The following is a 17,567-nucleotide window of genomic DNA, read 5'->3' on the forward strand; positions in this document are numbered from 1 at the left end:
GAGAGGTCCGCTTGAGCACTTCCCTGGACCGCTCCACCGACCCGGCGAACAGCCTGCACTGGCCGCAGGTGCGCGCCTGGCTGGAAGATCACGCCGAACACCTGCTGGACGACCGGGCCCTGCTGGAAGAGCTGGGCCTGACCGCCACCGGCCGCAACGTCGTCGACTTCGGCCGCGCCGCCCTGGCGCGGCTAGAGGCCGTCGCCCAGCGCGAGGCGGGCGCCCGCAAGCTGATCGAAGAGATCGCCCGCGCCAACTTCGCCGCCCAGACCCAGACCCACGTCGCCGCCCTGGACCTGATGGAGGCCCGCACCCACGCCGAACTGGCGCGGCAATTGGACGCCGTGGCGCAAGGCCGTTTCGGTCTGGCGGGCGCCGCCGTGGCGATCGAGAAGCCGGGCGCCGTCCCCTTCGGCTGGAAAGCGCTGGAGCCGGGCCGCGTCGACGCCCTGCTGGGCGAGGACGGCCTGCACTGGCTCGGCCCCAACTTCACCGGCCTCAGCCTGTTCGGCCCTTCCGAGGGCGAGGTCGCCTCGGTCGCCCTGGTGCGGATGACGTTGCGCGCGCCGGGCGAGGCTGTGCCCCGCGCCGCTCTGTGCGCCTTCGGCTCGGGCGAGGACGACGGCTTCACCCCCGCCATGGGCTGCGAACTGGTGGCCTTCGTCGCCCGTGTCGTCGAACGCATGGCCGAGCGATGGCCGCTGGAAGCCTGACCGCGCAGGACGCTCTGGCCGCCTGGCTGGAGCATCTGGCCCATGAGCGCCGCCTGTCGCCGCGCACGCTGGAGGCCTACGGCCACATCGGCCGGCTGTATCTGGCCTTTCTGGAGCGCCATCGCGGCGGGCTGCAGAGCGCGGCGGACCTGGGGTCCGTCACGGCGGCCGAGGCGCGCGCCCATCTGGCCGAGCGCCGCAGCGGGGATCGCCCGCTCAACGCCCGCTCGCTGAGCCAGACCCTGGCCGCCATCCGGGGCTTTCACGCCTTCCTCGACCGGCGCCTGGGCGTGGCGACGCCGCAGCTTGCCCTGGTGCGCGGGCCCAAGGTCAAGCCCTCCCTGCCCCGGCCGGTCAGCGAGGATCAGGCGAAGGGCCTGCTGCACGAACCCGAGGCCGATCCCGACATGGAGCCGTGGGAGGCCGCACGCGACCGCGCCGTCCTGACCCTGCTCTACGGTTGCGGCCTGCGGATTTCAGAGGCCCTGTCGCTGAAGCGATCGGACGCGCCCCTGCCCGACAGCCTTCGCATCACCGGCAAGGGCGACAAGACGCGCATGGTCCCCGTCCTGCCGCAGGTGCGCGAGGCGACGGACGCCTATCTGGCGCTGCAGCCCTTCGTCATCGACGCCGATCAGGCCCTGTTCCGGGCGCGGCGCGGCGGTCCCCTGAGCGCCCGCCATGTGCAGGCGACGGTGCAGCGGCTGCGCGGGCGCCTCGGCCTGCCCGCCTCGGCCACGCCCCATGCGCTGAGGCACAGCTTCGCCACCCACCTGCTGGGCGCCGGCGCCGACCTGCGCTCGATCCAGGAGTTGCTGGGTCACGCCAGCCTGTCGACGACGCAGAAATACACCCAGGTCGACGCCGCCCGCCTGCTGGCCGCCTATAGCCAGGCCCACCCGCGCGGGTGACTGTTCAGCACACGGAAAAGGCGCCAGATTTGGCTTGGGGATGATCGCGGGACGGGAGTTCGCGCGTGTGCATAGCCAGTGTTCCCGATCGACGCGCGCTGCTGACGCTGTTGCTGGCGACGGGCGTCCTCGGCCTGGCTAGGCCGCTTTGCGCCCAGAACGAACCGGAAGCCGAAGCCCGCCTGCTGACCAATCTTTTGACGCGCATGGCGGTCGAGGTTGAACTAGGGCGACGGCGCGCCCTCTTCGTCATCGACACCGGCGCCGAGCGCACCTCGATCTCGGATCGCCTTGCTGCGGAGCTGAAGCTGGCGGCAGGCCCGCTTGTACGCGTCCACGGCATCACTGGGTCGGTGCTCGCACCAACCGCGCGTCTGCCCCAGTTTAGCTTTTCACAGCGACGTTTCGCCGATCTGATCCTGCCGATCTTCCCCTACGCGCTGCTGAGAACGGATGGACTTCTGGGTCTGGACGCCCTGTCGCGCTTCCGCCTGACTCTGGATTTCCACAACAGGCGCGTGCTCCTGGCGCCCTCGTATGGTCCAGGCTCCACCAGCGTGTTCGCGGAGGGCCGCGCCAGCCGCCTGCCCTTCGTCGAAAGCCTGGTTCAGGAGAACCTGTTTCAGCGTCTACTAATCAGCCGCGTCGTCGCTGACGGCGTCGAAGCCGTCGCCTTCATCGACACCGGGGCGCAGTATTCCATCGGCAACCACGCCCTGATGCGGACGCTGGATGCACGCCTGGGCCGAGTGGATCGTCCGCAGGCGCGAGTATACGGCGTGACCGGCCAATCGCTGATGGCCGAGGTCGGGCAGGTTTCAAGCCTGCAGTTGCATCAAAGAGACCTGGGCCTCACGCCCCTACTGTTCGCCGATCTGCACGCCTTTCACATACTCGGCCTGATCGAGCCGCCCGCCTTGCTGCTAGGGGCGGACGTACTGACTCGGTTCGACCGCGTGGTGCTGGACTATGGCGCTAGGCGCATCGGCTTCGGCAGCGTAACGCGCCGGCCGCCATCGTCCGCATAAGGCGATAATTACGCCTCAGATGGCCCTGACCGCTCCGCCGTCCACCCGGATCAACGAGCCGGTGACATAGCCCGCCAGCGGACTGGCCAGGAAGGCGGCCACGGCGCCGAATTCCTCTGTCGCGCCGATGCGTCCGGCGGGGATAGACTTGACCGACTCGGCGCGTGCGTCCTGCGGCGTCGCGCCCGTGGCGGCGGCGCGGGCGGCGTCCAGCCGTTCGATGCGCGGCGTGTCGATGCGGCCCGGCAGCAGGGTGTTGACCGTCACCCCGTTGGCCGCGACCTCGCCCGCCAGCGTCTTGGCCCATGCCGCCACCGAGGCGCGCAGGGTGTTGGACACGCCCAGCGTCCCGATCGGCTCGATCACGCTGGTCGAGGCGACGTTCAGCACCCGCCCCCAGCCCATCGACCGCATTCCCGGCATCACCCGGTCGGTCAGGCGGAAGACCGACAACACCATGGCCTCGAACTGCTCACGCCACAGCGCCGGGTCCAGCCCCGCCACGCCCGAGGGCGGCGGCCCGCCCGTGTTGTTCAACAGGATCTGGATCGGCCCGCCCAGACCCGCCTCGGCGACGTCCACCGCCTTCAGCAGGGCCTCGTGATCCGCCAGGTCGGCCGGGGCGATGATCGCTCGGCCCGGCCCCATGGCGTTCAGTTCATCGGCCGCGGCCTGCAACTTGACCGCATCGCGCGACAGCAGAGCCACATGAGCGCCCTCGGCCACAAGGGCCGTCGCCACCGCGCGGCCGAGACCGCTGGAGCCGCCGCAGATCAGGGCGCGTTTGCCGGTGAGTTGAAGGTCCATGCCGTTATCCCCTGCCTCATGAAGCTTTCGCCGCTGACATGGGCGCAGGCGCGACCGATTGCGAGCCCCGTCGACCAAAGTCGCGGGCGAGACACGGAAACTAGCGCAAAACCTCATCCGAGCTGACCAGCCGCACGTCGTGCATCTGGTTCAGATAGGCTTCGTAGTAGCCCTTGTGCGAGGCGCCGACGATGGTCAGCATCCGCGTGCCCGGATAGCGCCCCAGCACATCGCGCATATTGGCGACCATGCGCAGATTGCGCGTCTCCCAATAGCCGAGATAGCGACGCCCGAACGCCTGCGGCGAGGGCTCTACATGGGTCGCGCCGAAATCCGAACGATAGACGACCATCTGCGTGTCCGGCGTGTTGTAGTCGCGATAGATGTTCAGCACGCCGTCCGGGTGCTCCAGGTCGGCATACAGCCGCTGGTCTGCGTCCTTGCGCGCCTGGACATAGGGATTGTCCCACGCCGCCATGATCGCCTTGGCCTGCGCCTCTTCCTCGTCAGGCGGGGTTGCGGAGTCCGCCGTGTGATCATCAACCGCCCACAGGCGCTCATGCCCCAGCCGCGCCGCCAGTACGGCCGCGACCAGGTCGACCTCGTTCTTTCGGGTCATCCGGCGGTCCAGGGCCGCCGCCATTTCCGCCGTCAGGCTGTCGCCCGCCACCCGCTCAGCAGCGGGCAGACGCAGCCATTGCACCGAGGCGGAACCCGGCTCTCCCGCTGCGAGGAAGAGAGCCGCCAGACGTCGCCGATCGGCCGCCGTCGGCGCCTTGGGCCAGGCCTCCAGCAAACGCTCGACCTCGGCATTGGCCGTCGGCACATCCATACCCAGCGCCCGGCCGGCGGCGGACGGGTCATAGCAGAAGGCCTCGACCGATTCCGCATAACGCGACGGATAGCGCCGCATGAAGTCGCACTGCAGGCCGGACAGGTTTTCGACGGCGACGGCGGTCGGCCGCCAAGCCTCCAGTCGCGTCAGCAGAGGCTGAAGCTGTTCGGCGCGGAAGCTGTCGGGCAGGTCGGACAGGTGCGGCGAACCCAGCACCAGAACCTCATTGAACGCGCCTGCCGGAGGGCCTTTCAACTGGTCAGGGTGAAACGTGGGTCGATAGTCCTGCGCCGAGGCGGCAGAACCGATCACCGCCCAGGCCGCCGCCGCCAATCCAATCGCCAAACGCATCGCTTCGCCCTCGCTCCCGCCGTTTCGCGGTGAAACTGAAGACGCACGCCGAGGCCAGCAAGTTAAGTTTCGGCAACGAAAAACGGCGCGCCCTGTGCGGAGCGCGCCGTTCTGATCGCAGTCGGAAAGACGGTGAGGCTCTTACGCCTGCATCGTCCAGCCTTCGACGCCCATGGCGGCCTGACGGAAGGCCTCCGAGCGGGTCGGGTGCGGGTGGCAGGTGCGGGCCACGTCTTCCGAGGCGCCGCCGAAGGCCATGGTCATGCAGGCCTCGCCGATCAGCTCGCCCGCCTGCGGGCCGTAGATGTGAACGCCCAGAACCTTGTCCGTCGCGGCGTCGGCCAGGACCTTCACGAAGCCCTCGGTCTCGTGGTTGATCTTGGCGCGGCTGTTGGCGGCGAAGGGGAATTTGCCCTTCTTGTAGTTGACGCCCGCGGCCTTCAGCGCCTCTTCGGTCTTGCCGACCCAGGCCACTTCCGGGCCGGTGTAGATGACCGACGGCACCAGGTCGTAGTCGACGTGGCCCGGCTTGCCTGCGATCAGTTCGATCACGGCCACGGCGTCTTCCTCGGCCTTGTGAGCCAGCATCGGGCCGTGCGTCACGTCGCCGATGACCCAGACGCCCGGCGCCGAGGTCTTGAAGTGGTCGTTGGCGATGAAGCCGCGCGCGTCCGGCGTAACGCCGACCGTCTCAAGCCCCAGGCCTTCGGTGTAGGGACGGCGGCCGATGGCGACCAGCACCACATCGCCCTTCAACGTTTCCGCCTCGCCGCCCTTGGCGGGTTCGAGGGTCAGCTCGACGCCGTCCTTGGAGGTCTTGGCGCCGGTGACCTTCGTGCCCATGCGGAAGGTCATGCCCTGCTTGGTCAGGCCGCGCTGGAAGGCGGTGGCGACTTCGCCGTCCATGCCCGCGCCGACCTTGTCGAGGAACTCCACGACCGTGACCTGGGCGCCCAGACGGCGCCAGACCGAGCCGAGCTCGAGGCCGATGACGCCCGCGCCGATGACGATCAGATGCTTGGGCACCTTGGGCAGGAACAGGGCGCCGGTGCTGTCGATGACCTTGCCGTCCTCGAAGGCGACGCCCGGCAGCGGGGTCGGCTCGGAGCCGGTGGCGATGACGATGTTCTTGGTCTCGAGCGTGGTCTTGGCGCCGCCCTCGGCTTCGACCTCGACCTTGCCGGCCCCGACGATGCGGCCGAAGCCCTTCACCACGTCGACCTTGTTCTTCTTCATCAGGAATTCGATGCCCTTGGTCAGGGCCTCGACGCTGTCGTCCTTGGCCTTGTGCATCTGGGCCAGGTTCAGCTTGGGCTTCACTTCGATGCCGATGCCGGCGAATTCGATGTTGGCGGCTTCATACAGTTCCGAGGCGTGCAGCAGGGCCTTCGACGGCATGCAGCCGACGTTCAGGCAGGTGCCGCCGAGGGTCGCGCGCTTTTCGATCAGGGCGGTCTTCAGCCCCAGTTGTCCGGCGCGGATGGCGGCGTTGTAGCCGCCCGGCCCGCCCCCGATGATCACCACGTCGTAGGTCTGGGAAGCGGCGTCGGCCATATGGTCCTCTGATCGTTCAGGCGCTGAAAATGAAGCGGCGCGGACACTAGCGCCGACCCCGGCGGGGTCAACCGCCACAGTCCATATAGGCCGTGATCCCAACGGGGGCCATGCCGACAAAAGCAAAAGGCCGGGCGGCGACGCCCGGCCTTCCGTTTTCAGCCCGTCAGAGCCGATCAATATTTGAAGCGCACGCCCATGAAGACGTTGTAGCCGAACTTCTCGTACTCATAGGTCCGCTCGCGCGAGCCGTAGTAGCGGACGCCCGCCGAGTCGGTCAGGTTCTTGGCCTCGCCAAACACCTCGACCCCGTTGCCGAAGTCGTAGGAGGCGGTGAAGTCCAACTGCTCGCGGCCCTCGACGAACAGGTCGAAGTCGGGATCGTCGGCGTTGATCTCTTCCAGATAGTCGCTGCGCTTGGTGTAGCTGAGGCGGGCGCTGAAGCCGGCCATCTCGTAGAAGAGGGCCAGGTTGTAGTTGTTCTCCGACTGGCCCGGCAGGGAGAATTTGGTGCGGCCGCCATAGGCCTGGGCCGTTTCGATCTCGGCGTCGGTCCAGGTGTAGTTGGCGAAGACGCCGAAGCCCGAGGCCCAGCCCGGCAGGAAGCTGAACTTCTGTTGCCAGTTCAGCTCCAGACCCATCAGGTGGCCGTTCGGGGCGTTGATCGGGGTCTCGAACTCGGCGTCGAACTCGGCCCCGTCGATCGTCACCTTGTCCTCGTACTTGAGGATGTAGCGATAGTCGGTCAGGTCCTTGTAGAAGGCGTTGGCCGACACCACGCCCAGGGAGGCGAAATAGTACTCCAGGCCGAAGTCGACGTTGTTCGACAGCGTAGGCTGCAGGTCCGGATTGCCGATCTCGTAAGAGATGTCCGAACCGTCCGTCTCCTCGATGCGACGTGGAACGATCTGATTGAACTCCGGACGCGAGATCGAGCGCGTCAGGGCGAAGCGGCCGATCAGATTGTCCGAGAAGCTGTGGCGAACCGTCAGGTTCGGGAAGAACTCGGTGTCGTCGCGATCGACCCGGGCCATGTCGAACGGATCGGATCCGTCATTGTCGATCAGGCTGGCGGCTTCGCCTTCGAACTGAGTGTTCTCGACGCGCAGGCCAAGCGTGACGTTCGTCGCGCCGATGTCGAAGCGCGCCTGGGCGTAGGCTGACAGGATATCTTCCTTGGCCGTGTAGTCGGCGGCGATGGAGTCCGGCACTCGGCGCCCCGACAGCGGGCGCATCTGGGCGAAGTAGTCGTCAACCAGGCCGTTGTCGAACTTGTAGCCCAACAGATAGTCGTAGTTGCGCGACTCGGTATCGGTCAGCAGGTCTCCATAGGACTGCGACGGCGCATGGGCGGCGTCGCGACTGCGGAAACGCTCCTCGTCGGCCGATACGTCCCGCGTGCGGTACTTGCCGCCGACCTTCCAGGTGACTTCACGCCCCGCCAGCACCGACGGCAGTTCCAGGTTCGTCTGGAACGTCATCTCTTCCTGCTGTGTCGTGCTTGAGCGGAAGGCGTTCTCGCGGAAACGATATTCCGCAGCGTTCATATGCTCCCCGGTCGAGAAGATCGAATAGGTCGGCTCATAGTGGCTGCCGGAGAAGTCATAGGCGACGGACGGCTTCAGGCGCGAGCGGAACAGCAGCTCATTGCGGTTCGGATAGGTCTGCTCGCTGTCAGCCCAGGACAGGCTGGCGTCCAGAACCGCGCCATTGCTGAAGATACGCTCCCCTCCCGCCGTCAGGGTCATGATCTCGTTCTTCTGGGTGCGGTGACGCAACTGGCGCTCGACCGTCACCTCGTCGAAGGTCGCCTTGCGGTCGGTCGCGCCGGCCTGAAGGTTGTCCTCGTCATAGGTCAGCAGCAGCTGGTTGCGGTATTCGTCGTCCTCGAACTGGGCGAACGAGCCGCGGACCCAGGCCCGCAGGGACTCCGAGGGGCGGAACTCCAGCGAGCCGCTGAGCGACTGGCGCGTGCGCTCGGTATCGTAGTCCTTGAACAGGGTTTCCTCGAGGGCGAAGACCTCGCCGCCTTCCGGCGTCTCCATCTTGGTCCAGCCGGATTCGACGTTGTCGGGACGGCGGTTGGTCTTGGAGTAGGAGTAGGACAGCAGGCCGCCGAAGGTCTGGTCCGCGCCGAAGACGTTCGACGCCGTGGCGCCCGCGCGGATGTCCTCGCCGCCGTAGTCGTTGTAGCTGCCGCCCGCATAGCCGCTGACGGCCAGGCGACGCTGGTCGAAGGGCGAGCGGGTCTTGATGTTGACCGCGCCGGCGATGGAGTCGGCGTCCTGGCTCGGCAGCAGGGTCTTGGAGATCTCGATGTTGGAGACGATGTCGCTGGGCAGGGTATCCAGGTCGACCGCGCGCGTGCCCGGATCGACGGCCGGAACCGTCACCCCGTCCACCGACACGGCGGTGAAGGCCGACGGCGCGCCGCGCACGTTGATGTAGCGGCCCTCGCCCTGGTCGCGCTGGATGGCGATGCCGGGAACGCGCTGCAGGGATTCCGCCACGTTCGGGTCGGGGTAGCGGCCGATGGCGTCGGCCGACAGGACGTTGATCACGCCGTCGGCGTTCTTCTGCTGGTTCAGCGAGCGGGCCACGCCCTCGGTGATGACGCCGTTGACGATGACGTCGGCGACGGCGACCGCATCGCCCGAACCCATCATGACGGTGACCGAAGTCAGGCGGCCCGGTGCGGCGGCGACGGTCTGGGTCGCGGTCGGCAGGCCGATGTAGCGGGCCTCCAGCGTCACCTGACCCGAGACGCCGCCCAGGTTGAACTCGCCCTGACTGTTGCTGACCGCGCGGCGGCCGCTGGCGCGGTCGATGATCTCGGCGCCCGGCAGGGGCGAGCCGTCGGCGTTGACGACACGGCCGATCAGGCCGTCGCCCGCCGGAGCGGCCGCGACGGCCGGAGCCGCGTCAACCGCCACATCGGCCGCCTGGGCGGCCACGGCGAAAACCAGCGGCAGGCTCGCCGCGCTGAGAAGAAGTCCGAGCTTCATATCCATATCCCCGAAGGCCGGCGCCGCTTCTGGCGGCCCGGTTCCGGCGGGATGGCTAATACGTCCCGGCGACGCGGCCGCGACGATTTCACGAAAAGGAATCTGCGAGCGGAACACGGGATCACGACAGTTGATCCCCGTTCGGATCATCCGTTGTCGAACCATCGCCAAAGCGTCGCGGGGACGCCGTTGACCGGGCCTTCGCGCGCGTGTTTCGGGCGGATAGACCAACCTGGACCGAAAGCCCCGCCATGCCCGCCATCCCGCCCCGGCGCTCGCGCCCCGCCATGCTCGCCGGCCTTCTGATCCCCGCCCTGCTGCTGGCCGCCTGCGCCGGACATGAGGTCGACTTCCAGGGCGAGGGCGACGGCGTCGTCGGCCAGGGCGCGCCCGTGCGCGCCGTGCTGGAGACTCCCTCGGTCGGCACGGTCGGCGACGACGCGGCCGACGACCCCGCCGTCTGGGCCTCCAAGACCCCCGTGACCGTCGAGGGGGTCCAGACTCCCGGCTTCGTCGTCGGCACCGACAAGAAGGCGGGCCTCTACGTCTACGGTTTCGACGGGGCGATCCTGCAGTTCATGCCCGAGGGGCTGCTGAACAACGTCGATGTGGCCGAGGGCCTGAACGTCGACGGCCGCCCCCAACTGCTGATCGGAGCCAGCGACCGCACGCCGGGCCGCATGGGCGTCGCCCTCTATCTGTTCGACCCGGCCGGGACCGGCGACAACAAGGTGCGCTACTGGAGCTCCATCACGACCGACGTGGTCGAGCCCTACGGCTTCTGCCTCGCCCGACGCGGCGAGGAGGTCCACGCCATACTGGTCGGCCATGAAGGCGAACTGCGCCAGTTCGTCGTCGCCGCCGGCCCCGACGGCCGCCCCTCCGCGCAACTCGTCCGCCGCGCCGAGATCGGCTCGATCTCAGAAGGCTGCGCCGCCGATCCGGCGACCGACGCCCTGTACGTCAACGAGGAGAACGTCGGCCTGTGGCGCTACAGCCTCGACCCGGCCTCGGGCGGGACGCGCACCCTGGTTCAACCGGTCGCATCGGGCGTGCTGGTCGCCGACGCCGAAGGGCTGACGACGCTGACCGACGGCGATGCGCGCTATCTGATCGCCTCCAGCCAGGGCGACTCGACCTTCCCCGTCTGGCGCATCGACGGCGCTGCGCCCCAATACAAGGGCCGTTTCGTGGTCGTGGACGGGACGGTCGACGGGGTGACGGGCACCGACGGCCTAGCCGCTCTGGGCGGTCCGGTCGGCCCCTTCCCCGAGGGCCTGGTGGTGATCCAGGACGACGTCAACGACACCGGAACCCAGAACTTCAAATACGTCGACTGGCGGGACATCCGCGCAGCGCTGGGGCTGTAAGGCCGGAGGACGGAACGCGAAAAGGCCCGGCGATCACGCCGGGCCTTTTTCATGTGCGTCGCTGATCCGGGCGCAAAAGGAAACGGGGCCCGACCTTGCGGCCGGACCCCGTTTTCCGTTTCGACTGGAGCGGGCGAGGCGATTCGAACGCCCGACCCTCACCTTGGCAAGGTGATGCTCTACCCCTGAGCTACGCCCGCACTCCGTTGGGAGCGATGTGCTGCTCCCCGTCGAGGAAGGGGCGTATAGCGGACCGACTTCGGATCGCGCAAGCCCCTTTTTCGTTTTTCGGCCAATCCGCCGATTTTTTTCGAACAGCCCTGAAACTTCACACGAAAACGGCCCCCGAAACGCCCGCAAGGACGCCCCGGAGGCCGCTTCAAAGCATCGCCGCCGCCACATTGCACGCCCAACCCGCTCAAGCAGCGGGCCGCCGCGCGGCGAGCGATAGCGGCCTCGCCGCGCCTCGCTTAGCGAGGGGCGAGACGTATAGCGCCGTCCAGGCGGATGCACTCGCCGTTGATGTAGACGTTCTCGGCCAGGTGCAGGGCCAGGGCGGCGTAGTCGGCAGGCGTGCCGAGGCGGCTGGGGAAGGGGATGGCGGCGGCCAGGCTGTCCTGAACCTTCTGGTCCATGCCGGCCATCATCGGCGTCCACATGATGCCGGGCAGGATGGTGTTCACCCGCACCCCTTCCTGGGCCAGGTCGCGGGCGACCGGCAAGGTCATGGCGTAAACGCCGCCCTTGGACGCCGAATAGGCGGCCTGGCCGATCTGGCCGTCCTGGGCCGCGACCGAGGCGGTGTTGATGATCAGGCCGCGCTCGCCGTCGGCCATCGGCTCCAGCGCTACCATGCCGAGCGCCGACTGCGACAGGACGCGGAAGGTGCCGAACAGGTTGATCGAGACCGTGCGCTCGAAGGACGCCATGTCATGGGCGCGCAGTTCGCCGGTGTCGCGCTTGCGGCTAACGGTCTTCTGGCCGGTGGCGATGCCGGCGCAGTTGACGGTCAGGCGCTCCTGGCCGTGGGCGGCGCGAGCCTTGATGAAGCCGGCGGCGACGCTCTCGTCCGAGGTCACGTCGACCTTGCAGAAGACGCCGCCGATCTCCTGGGCGATGACCTCGCCGCGCTCTTCGTTCAGGTCGAACAGGGCGACCTTGACGCCCTTGGCCGCCAGGGCGCGCGCCGTGCCTTCGCCGAGGCCCGAAGCCCCGCCCGTCACCACCGCCGCGATCGAAGCGTCGAGTTTCATGAAAGTCGTCCTATATTCGATTGAACCGAGTGCTCGTGCGAGGATTTAGCGGCCATGACCGCAAAGACCAACGGGGTGTCGCCCGATGACGCCATCAATCCTGAAAAGGCCCTGGTTCCCGCCGTGCAGAAGGTGAACGAGATGCGCGTGCGCAAGGGCTTCTGGCCCAAGATGCGGCGCACCGCCGCCCGCATCCCCTTCGCCCAGCAGGCGGTCGCCGCCTGGTACGCCGCCCAGGACCCCAAGACCCCGCTGGCGGCCAAGGGGCTGATCCTGGGGGCGCTGGCCTATTTCGTCATGCCGGTCGACGCCATTCCCGACGTCTTCGTCGGCATCGGCTTCACCGACGACGCAGCGGTGATCGCGGCGGTGCTGGCGACCCTGGGCGCCCACCTGAAACCCCGCCACCACGATCAGGCGGCGCAGGCGCTGAAGCGGCTGCGCGAGGAAGAGGAAGCATAAGTCCTTCTCCCCTTGCGGGAGAAGGTGGCAGGCGAAGCCTGACGGATGAGGGGTGGCGGGACGCTTGCAACTTGCAGCCTTCATCCGATTTCGGAGAGACCCCTCATCCGGCCCTGACGGGCCACCTTCTCCCACAAGGGGAGAAGGAAGCAACGATCAGTCCTCGACCTTCACCACGATCTTGCCGACGGCCGTGCGGTCGCTGAGGGCCTGGATGGCCTCGGGGGCGCGTTCTAACGGGAAGGTGCGGCTGACGCGCGGCTTGATCTTGCCTTCGCTGTAGAGCTGCATCAGCTCGGCCATGTTGGCGGCGTGGCCCTTGGGATCGCGGGCGACGGCGGCGCCCCAGAAGACGCCGACCACCGACACCGACTTCAGCAGCGTCAGGTTCAGCGGCAGTGATGGAATCCCCGCCGGGAAGCCCACCACCAGATAGCGGCCGTTCCAATCCATGGCGCGCAGGGCCGGCTCGGCGTAGTCGCCGCCGACGCCGTCGAAGACAACGTCCGCCCCGTCGCGGCCGGTCGACAGCTTGAACTCGCCCGACAGCTCCTTCTGGGCCGCCTTGTCCATCGGGCCGGAGGGGTAGATCAGGCCGTTGTCGGCGCCCAACTCCAGCGCAAACTCGACCTTGTCGTTGGTCGAGGCGGCGGCGACCACGCGCGCGCCCATCGCCTTGCCCAGTTCGACGGCGGCGGCGCCGACGCCGCCCGCGGCGCCCAGCACCAGCAAGGTCTCGCCCGGCTGCAGCTGCGCCCGGTCCTTCAGGGCGTAGTAGCTGGTGCCGTAGGTCATGATGAAGGCCGCGGCGGTCTCATAGTCCATGCCGTCGGGAATGGGGATCAGGCTGTCGGCCTTGACCTTCAACCGCTCGACCATGCCGCCCCAGCCGGGCACGGCGACGACCCGGTCTCCCCGGAACACGCCCTTCACCCCCTCGCCGACCGCGTCGACCACGCCCGCCACCTCGGCCCCCGGCGCGAAGGGACGCTCGGGCCTGAACTGGTATTTGTCGGCGATGATCAGGGCGTCGGGATAGTTGACGCCCACGGCCTTGACCTCGATCACCACCTCGCCCGGACCGGGCGTGGGGTCCATGACCTCCTCGACGACGAGCGATTCCGGGCCGCCGGGGGCCTTGGACAGGACTGCGCGCATAGGAACTCTTTTCAGCTATCCCCCGTCGGCCATGGCGCCGACACGATCGCGACGCTAATCAGCGCACGGCCCGATGCAAAGAGGCCGAACGGTTTCTGAGGAGACGATCATGGCGAAACCCGCCCTCATCCTTCACGGCGGCGCCGGCGCTCGGCGCGAACGCAACTATGACGCCGAGGTCGTGCACATGCGCGAGGTGGTGGAGGCGATGAAGGCGCGGCTGGACGCCGGGGCCTCGGCCCTGGACGTGGCGGTCGAGGCGGTCGTCATGCTGGAGGACTCCGGCCTCTATGTCGCCGGACGCGGCGCCTCGCCCAATCTGGCGGGCGACTATGAGCTGGACGCCAGCCTCATGGACGGCGCCTCGGGCAAGGCCGGGGCCGTCGCCGCCCTGCAAGGGTTCCGCAATCCGGTCGTCGCCGCCCGCGCCGTGATGGATCGCACCCCCCACGTCATGCTGGCCGGCAACGGCGCCGCCCGCTTCGCCGCCGAACAGGGTCTGGCGCGGGTCGAGGACCCCGAGGCCTGGTACACCCGCGCCGGCAAGGGCGAGGACAACCATCCGCCCAGCGGCCTGAGCCACGGCACCGTCGGCTGCTGCGTGCTGGACAGCCAGGGCCGTCTGGCCGCCGCCACCTCGACGGCGGGCGTGTTCGGCAAGATGCCGGGCCGCGTCGGCGACACCCCCATCCCCGCCGCCGGAACCTGGGCCGACGAGCACGCCGCCGTCTCCTGCACCGGCCAGGGCGAGTATTTCATCCGCGTCGCCGCCGCCGCGCGCACCGCCTTCGGCGTCGCCGCCGGTCAGTCTGTGAACGAGGCGTCGCAAGCCGTCATCGACCGCATCGGCGCCCTGGGCGGCGACGGCGGCCTGATCGCCCTGGACCGTCACGGGAACATCGCCCAGCCCTACAACAGCCAGGGCATGAAGCGCGCCTGGCTGGCGACCGACGGCAGCGTCGGCGTCGAGGTGTTCGGGCGGTAACCTCCGAATTCCGCTCATCCCCGCGGAAGCGGGGCCCCAGTAAGAGCCACGCACGCCGAGCACGGATCAAGCGCCAGAATCTAGGCCGCCTCGCTTGAAGTCAAAGCACTGGGTCCCCGCCTCCGCGGGGATGAACGGTGAATAGAGGGTCGGCTTCATTACATCTCCGTAAGGTGCGCGGCGGCTCTTCGCCCTGCTAGGCTTTCGACGCCCGTTTCTTCGACTGCGGGCGTTGGAAAGCCGCCCCTCATGAAGAATCGCCTGATCCTGACCGCCTGCGCCTCGGCGCTGCTGGTCGGCCTGCCCGCCGCCGCCCCCGCCTGGGCCAAGGCCCCGCCCGCCGCAACCTCCGCCTCTGCAACCGCCGTCCAGGGCGGGGTCGAAGTGCCGCCGCTGGGCTTCACCAAGCGGGTGCTGGCCAACGGCATGGAGGTCTATACGGCGCGCGACGCCTCGACCTCGAACGTCACGGTCCAGGTCTGGTATCGCGTGGGGTCGAAGGACGATCCGGCGGGCCGTTCGGGCTTCGCCCACCTGTTCGAGCACCTGCTGTTCAAGGCGACGAAGAACATGCCGTCCGAGACGTTCGACCGTCTGACCGAGGACGTCGGCGGCTTCAACAACGCCTTCACCGCCGACGACGTGACCGCCTATTACGAGGTCGTACCGGCCAACCACCTGCAGCGCATCCTGTTCGCCGAGGCGGACCGCATGGGCTCCCTGGTCGTCGATGAGGCCAATTTCGCCTCCGAACGCGACGTGGTGAAGGAGGAATACCGCCAGCGCATCCTGGCCAGCCCCTATGGCCGTCTGTTCGGCCTGTTCGCGCCCGAGACCATCTATCAGGACCACCCCTATCGCCGCCCGGGCATCGGCTCGATCGAGGAGCTGGACGCCGCGACCCTGGACGACGTGCTGCGTTTCCACGCCACCTACTACCGGCCGGACAACGCCATGCTGATCGTGGCGGGCAATTTCGATCAGGCGCAGCTGGACGGCTGGGTCGACGAATACTTCGCCCCGCTGAAGCGTCCGGCGACGCCCATGCCCGCCAATGACGTGAAGGAGCCCGAGCCGACCGGCCCGCGCACCGCCACCTATTATGCGCCGAACGTGCCCCTGCCCGCCGTGGCCCTGGCCTGGAACACCGTGGCTTATAAGGACGCCGACCGCGCGGCCCTGACGGTGCTGGACGGCATCCTGTCAACCGGCGAGAGCAGCCGTCTCTACCGCTCGCTGGTCTATGACAAGCAGATCGCCGCCTCGGCGGGCTCCAACCCCGACTTCGCCCAGCAGGCGGGTAATCTGGCCGCCTACGCCATCATGGCGGGCGGCGAAACGGTCGAGACCGGCAAGGCCGCGCTGGAGGCCGAGATCGCGCGCCTGCGCGACGAGCCCGTCACCGCCGCCGAACTGGCCGAGGCCAAGAACGAGTTGGTCGCCGACGCCCTGCGCGGGCGTGAAAGCATCGACGACCGCGCCACCACCCTGGGCATGGCCCTGATCATGACCGGCGACGCGACCGCCGCCGACCGCGAAATCGCCGAGATCCAGGCCGTCACCGCCGCCGACGTGCAGCGCGTGGCCCGCCGCTATCTGACGCCGCAGCGCCAGATCACCATCAACTACCTGCCCGCCGACGACGCCAATCCGCCCAGCGAGCAGAAGAAGAACGTCGACGCCCCCGTCACGGTCGCGTCCCTGGCCCCGGCCGGTCCGGTCGCCGTCCTGCTGCCGGAAGCCGAGCGCGCCCGACTGCCCCAGCCGGGGCCTGAGGTGTCGCCCGCCACCCCGGCCATCGCCGACTTCCGTCTAAACAACGGCCTGCGCGTCCTGGTCGCCCCGACGCAGGGCCTGCCGCTGGTTTCGGCGCGGCTGAACTTCAACGCCGGATCGGCCCATGACCCGGCGGGCAAGCCGGGCGTCGCCTCCATGACCGCCGCCCTGCTGACCCAGGGCACGACGACCAAGGCGGCCCCGGAAATCGCCACCGCCATTGAACAGCTGGGCGCCAGCATCGGCGCGGGCGCGAGCGCCGACTTCACCAATGTCTACGCCAATGCGCCCAAGGACGTGTTCGGCCGGACCCTGACCCTGATGGCCGACCTAGTGCGCAACCCGGCCTTCGCCGCCGAGGAGCTGGAGCGTCAGCAGTCCCAGACCTTGGACGGCCTGCGCGTGGCGCTGAGCCAGCCCGGCTCCATCGCCTCCCAGTCGGTGGGCCGCGTGATCTACGGCGACGCCCCCTACGGCGCGCCGGGTTCGGGCACGGTGAACAGCATCCCCGCCCTGACGCGCGACGACGTGGCGGTGTTCCATTCAGACCGCTTCCGCCCGTCGCAGGCGACCCTGGTCTTCTCGGGCGACGTAACCCCGGCCGAGGCTCGCGCCCTGGCGGATGAAGCCTTCGGCGACTGGCGCGACGCCGGCCCCGCCCCGGCCGCCGTCGACAAGGCGGGCCAGGCCCTGGCGCCGCGCGTCGTCGTCATCGACCAGCCGGGCGCCGGTCAGGCGGCGGTCGTCGCCGCCATCCGCGGCGTCAGCCGCACCGACGCCGACTTCTTCCCGCTGACGGTCGGCAACACCCTGCTGGGCGGCGGCTATTCCTCGCGGCTGAACCAGAAGATCCGCATCGAGAAGGGCCTGTCCTACGGCGCCGGCTCGGCGCTGGGCGCGCGAGCCGAGACGGGCGTCTTCACCGCCTCGACCCAGACCAAGAACGAGTCGGCGACCGAGGTGGTCGAGCTGATGCTGGCCGAGATCGGCAAGCTGGGCGACGCCCCGGCCACCGAGACCGAACTGGCGCCGCGCCGCGCCACCCTGATCGGCGCCTTCGGCCGCTCGCTGGAGACCGTGGACGGCCTGGGCGGCCTAGTCGCCAACCTGGCCCTCTACGACCTGCCGATGAGCGACCTGGCCGACTACGCCGGACGCGTGCGCGCAGTCACGCCGCAACAGGTCGAGGCGGCCTTCGCCGAGCATCTGCCGACCGACCGGGCCAGCCTGGTCGTGGTCGGCGACGCCTCGAAGTTCATCGACAGTCTGCGGGCGAAATACCCCGATGTCGAGGTCATCCCGCTGACCGAACTCAACCTGGACAGCGCCACGCTGAAGTAAAAACCAGAACGCCTCCCC

The 17,567-nt window shown here is 68.7% G+C and carries 13 protein-coding genes and 1 tRNA gene; 7 read left to right on the forward strand and 7 right to left on the reverse strand.

The genetic code is table 11. The features are described from left to right. Positions 1-11: 11 nt before the first annotated feature. From V8J38_RS16135 to V8J38_RS16145, 3 genes are all read left to right on the forward strand, one after another. Positions 12-713 carry a DUF484 family protein gene (locus V8J38_RS16135; RefSeq protein WP_338577177.1) on the forward strand — a complete coding sequence of 234 codons (702 nt, stop codon included), beginning with the start codon at positions 12-14 and terminating at the stop codon, positions 711-713. Next, a complete protein-coding gene (locus tag V8J38_RS16140; RefSeq protein WP_338577179.1) occupies positions 695-1,624 on the forward strand; it encodes a tyrosine recombinase XerC in 930 nt (309 codons plus the stop codon). The genes V8J38_RS16135 and V8J38_RS16140 overlap by 19 nt, the downstream gene beginning before the upstream one ends. Positions 1,625-1,689: 65 nt before the next feature. Beyond that, a complete protein-coding gene (locus tag V8J38_RS16145; protein WP_338577180.1) occupies positions 1,690-2,652 on the forward strand; it encodes a retroviral-like aspartic protease family protein in 963 nt (320 codons plus the stop codon). Between the two features lie 15 nt (positions 2,653-2,667). On the opposite strand, the gene V8J38_RS16150 is transcribed toward V8J38_RS16145, so the two are convergent. The 4 genes from V8J38_RS16150 to V8J38_RS16165 all read right to left on the reverse strand — a co-directional run bounded on the left by V8J38_RS16150 (position 2,668) and on the right by V8J38_RS16165 (position 9,204). After that, on the reverse strand, positions 2,668-3,459 hold the full coding sequence (locus V8J38_RS16150; protein WP_338577181.1) for an SDR family oxidoreductase: 792 nt from the start codon (positions 3,457-3,459) through the stop codon (positions 2,668-2,670). Between the two features lie 100 nt (positions 3,460-3,559). Next, positions 3,560-4,645 carry a DUF5694 domain-containing protein gene (locus V8J38_RS16155; protein ID WP_338577183.1) on the reverse strand — a complete coding sequence of 362 codons (1,086 nt, stop codon included), beginning with the start codon at positions 4,643-4,645 and terminating at the stop codon, positions 3,560-3,562. 141 nt (positions 4,646-4,786) lie between these two features. Next, entirely contained in the window at positions 4,787-6,199 is a 1,413-nt protein-coding gene (lpdA, locus tag V8J38_RS16160) for a dihydrolipoyl dehydrogenase (protein WP_338577185.1), read from the reverse strand. 176 nt (positions 6,200-6,375) lie between these two features. Then, positions 6,376-9,204: a TonB-dependent receptor gene (locus V8J38_RS16165; RefSeq protein WP_338577187.1), complete on the reverse strand. Its 2,829-nt coding sequence runs from the start codon at positions 9,202-9,204 to the stop codon at positions 6,376-6,378. 251 nt (positions 9,205-9,455) lie between these two features. On the opposite strand from V8J38_RS16165, the gene V8J38_RS16170 reads away from it, so the two are divergent. Next, positions 9,456-10,574 (forward strand): phytase, encoded by a 1,119-nt coding sequence (locus tag V8J38_RS16170; protein ID WP_338577189.1) that lies wholly within the window; start codon positions 9,456-9,458, stop codon positions 10,572-10,574. Positions 10,575-10,699: 125 nt separating this feature from the next. On the opposite strand, the gene V8J38_RS16175 is transcribed toward V8J38_RS16170, so the two are convergent. Together V8J38_RS16175 and V8J38_RS16180 are read right to left on the reverse strand one after the other, a co-directional pair. Further along, positions 10,700-10,774, reverse strand: a tRNA-Gly gene (locus V8J38_RS16175). 270 nt (positions 10,775-11,044) lie between these two features. After that, on the reverse strand, positions 11,045-11,827 hold the full coding sequence (locus tag V8J38_RS16180) for an SDR family NAD(P)-dependent oxidoreductase (RefSeq protein ID WP_338577190.1): 783 nt from the start codon (positions 11,825-11,827) through the stop codon (positions 11,045-11,047). Positions 11,828-11,881: 54 nt separating this feature from the next. On the opposite strand from V8J38_RS16180, the gene V8J38_RS16185 reads away from it, so the two are divergent. Further along, positions 11,882-12,289, forward strand: coding sequence for a YkvA family protein (locus V8J38_RS16185; RefSeq protein ID WP_312219327.1), 408 nt, complete (start codon positions 11,882-11,884; stop codon positions 12,287-12,289). 156 nt (positions 12,290-12,445) lie between these two features. On the opposite strand, the gene V8J38_RS16190 is transcribed toward V8J38_RS16185, so the two are convergent. Beyond that, positions 12,446-13,447, reverse strand: coding sequence for an NADPH:quinone oxidoreductase family protein (locus tag V8J38_RS16190; RefSeq protein ID WP_338577191.1), 1,002 nt, complete (start codon positions 13,445-13,447; stop codon positions 12,446-12,448). A gap of 109 nt (positions 13,448-13,556) precedes the next feature. Between V8J38_RS16190 and V8J38_RS16195 the strand changes: the two genes are divergently transcribed. Then, entirely contained in the window at positions 13,557-14,432 is an 876-nt protein-coding gene (locus V8J38_RS16195; RefSeq protein WP_338577192.1) for an isoaspartyl peptidase/L-asparaginase, read from the forward strand. 249 nt (positions 14,433-14,681) lie between these two features. Beyond that, positions 14,682-17,549 (forward strand): pitrilysin family protein, encoded by a 2,868-nt coding sequence (locus tag V8J38_RS16200; protein WP_338577193.1) that lies wholly within the window; start codon positions 14,682-14,684, stop codon positions 17,547-17,549. Positions 17,550-17,567: the final 18 nt, after the last annotated feature.

Origin of the sequence: Brevundimonas olei, from assembly GCF_037055245.1 — a bacterium.
Lineage (GTDB): Bacteria > Pseudomonadota > Alphaproteobacteria > Caulobacterales > Caulobacteraceae > Brevundimonas > Brevundimonas olei.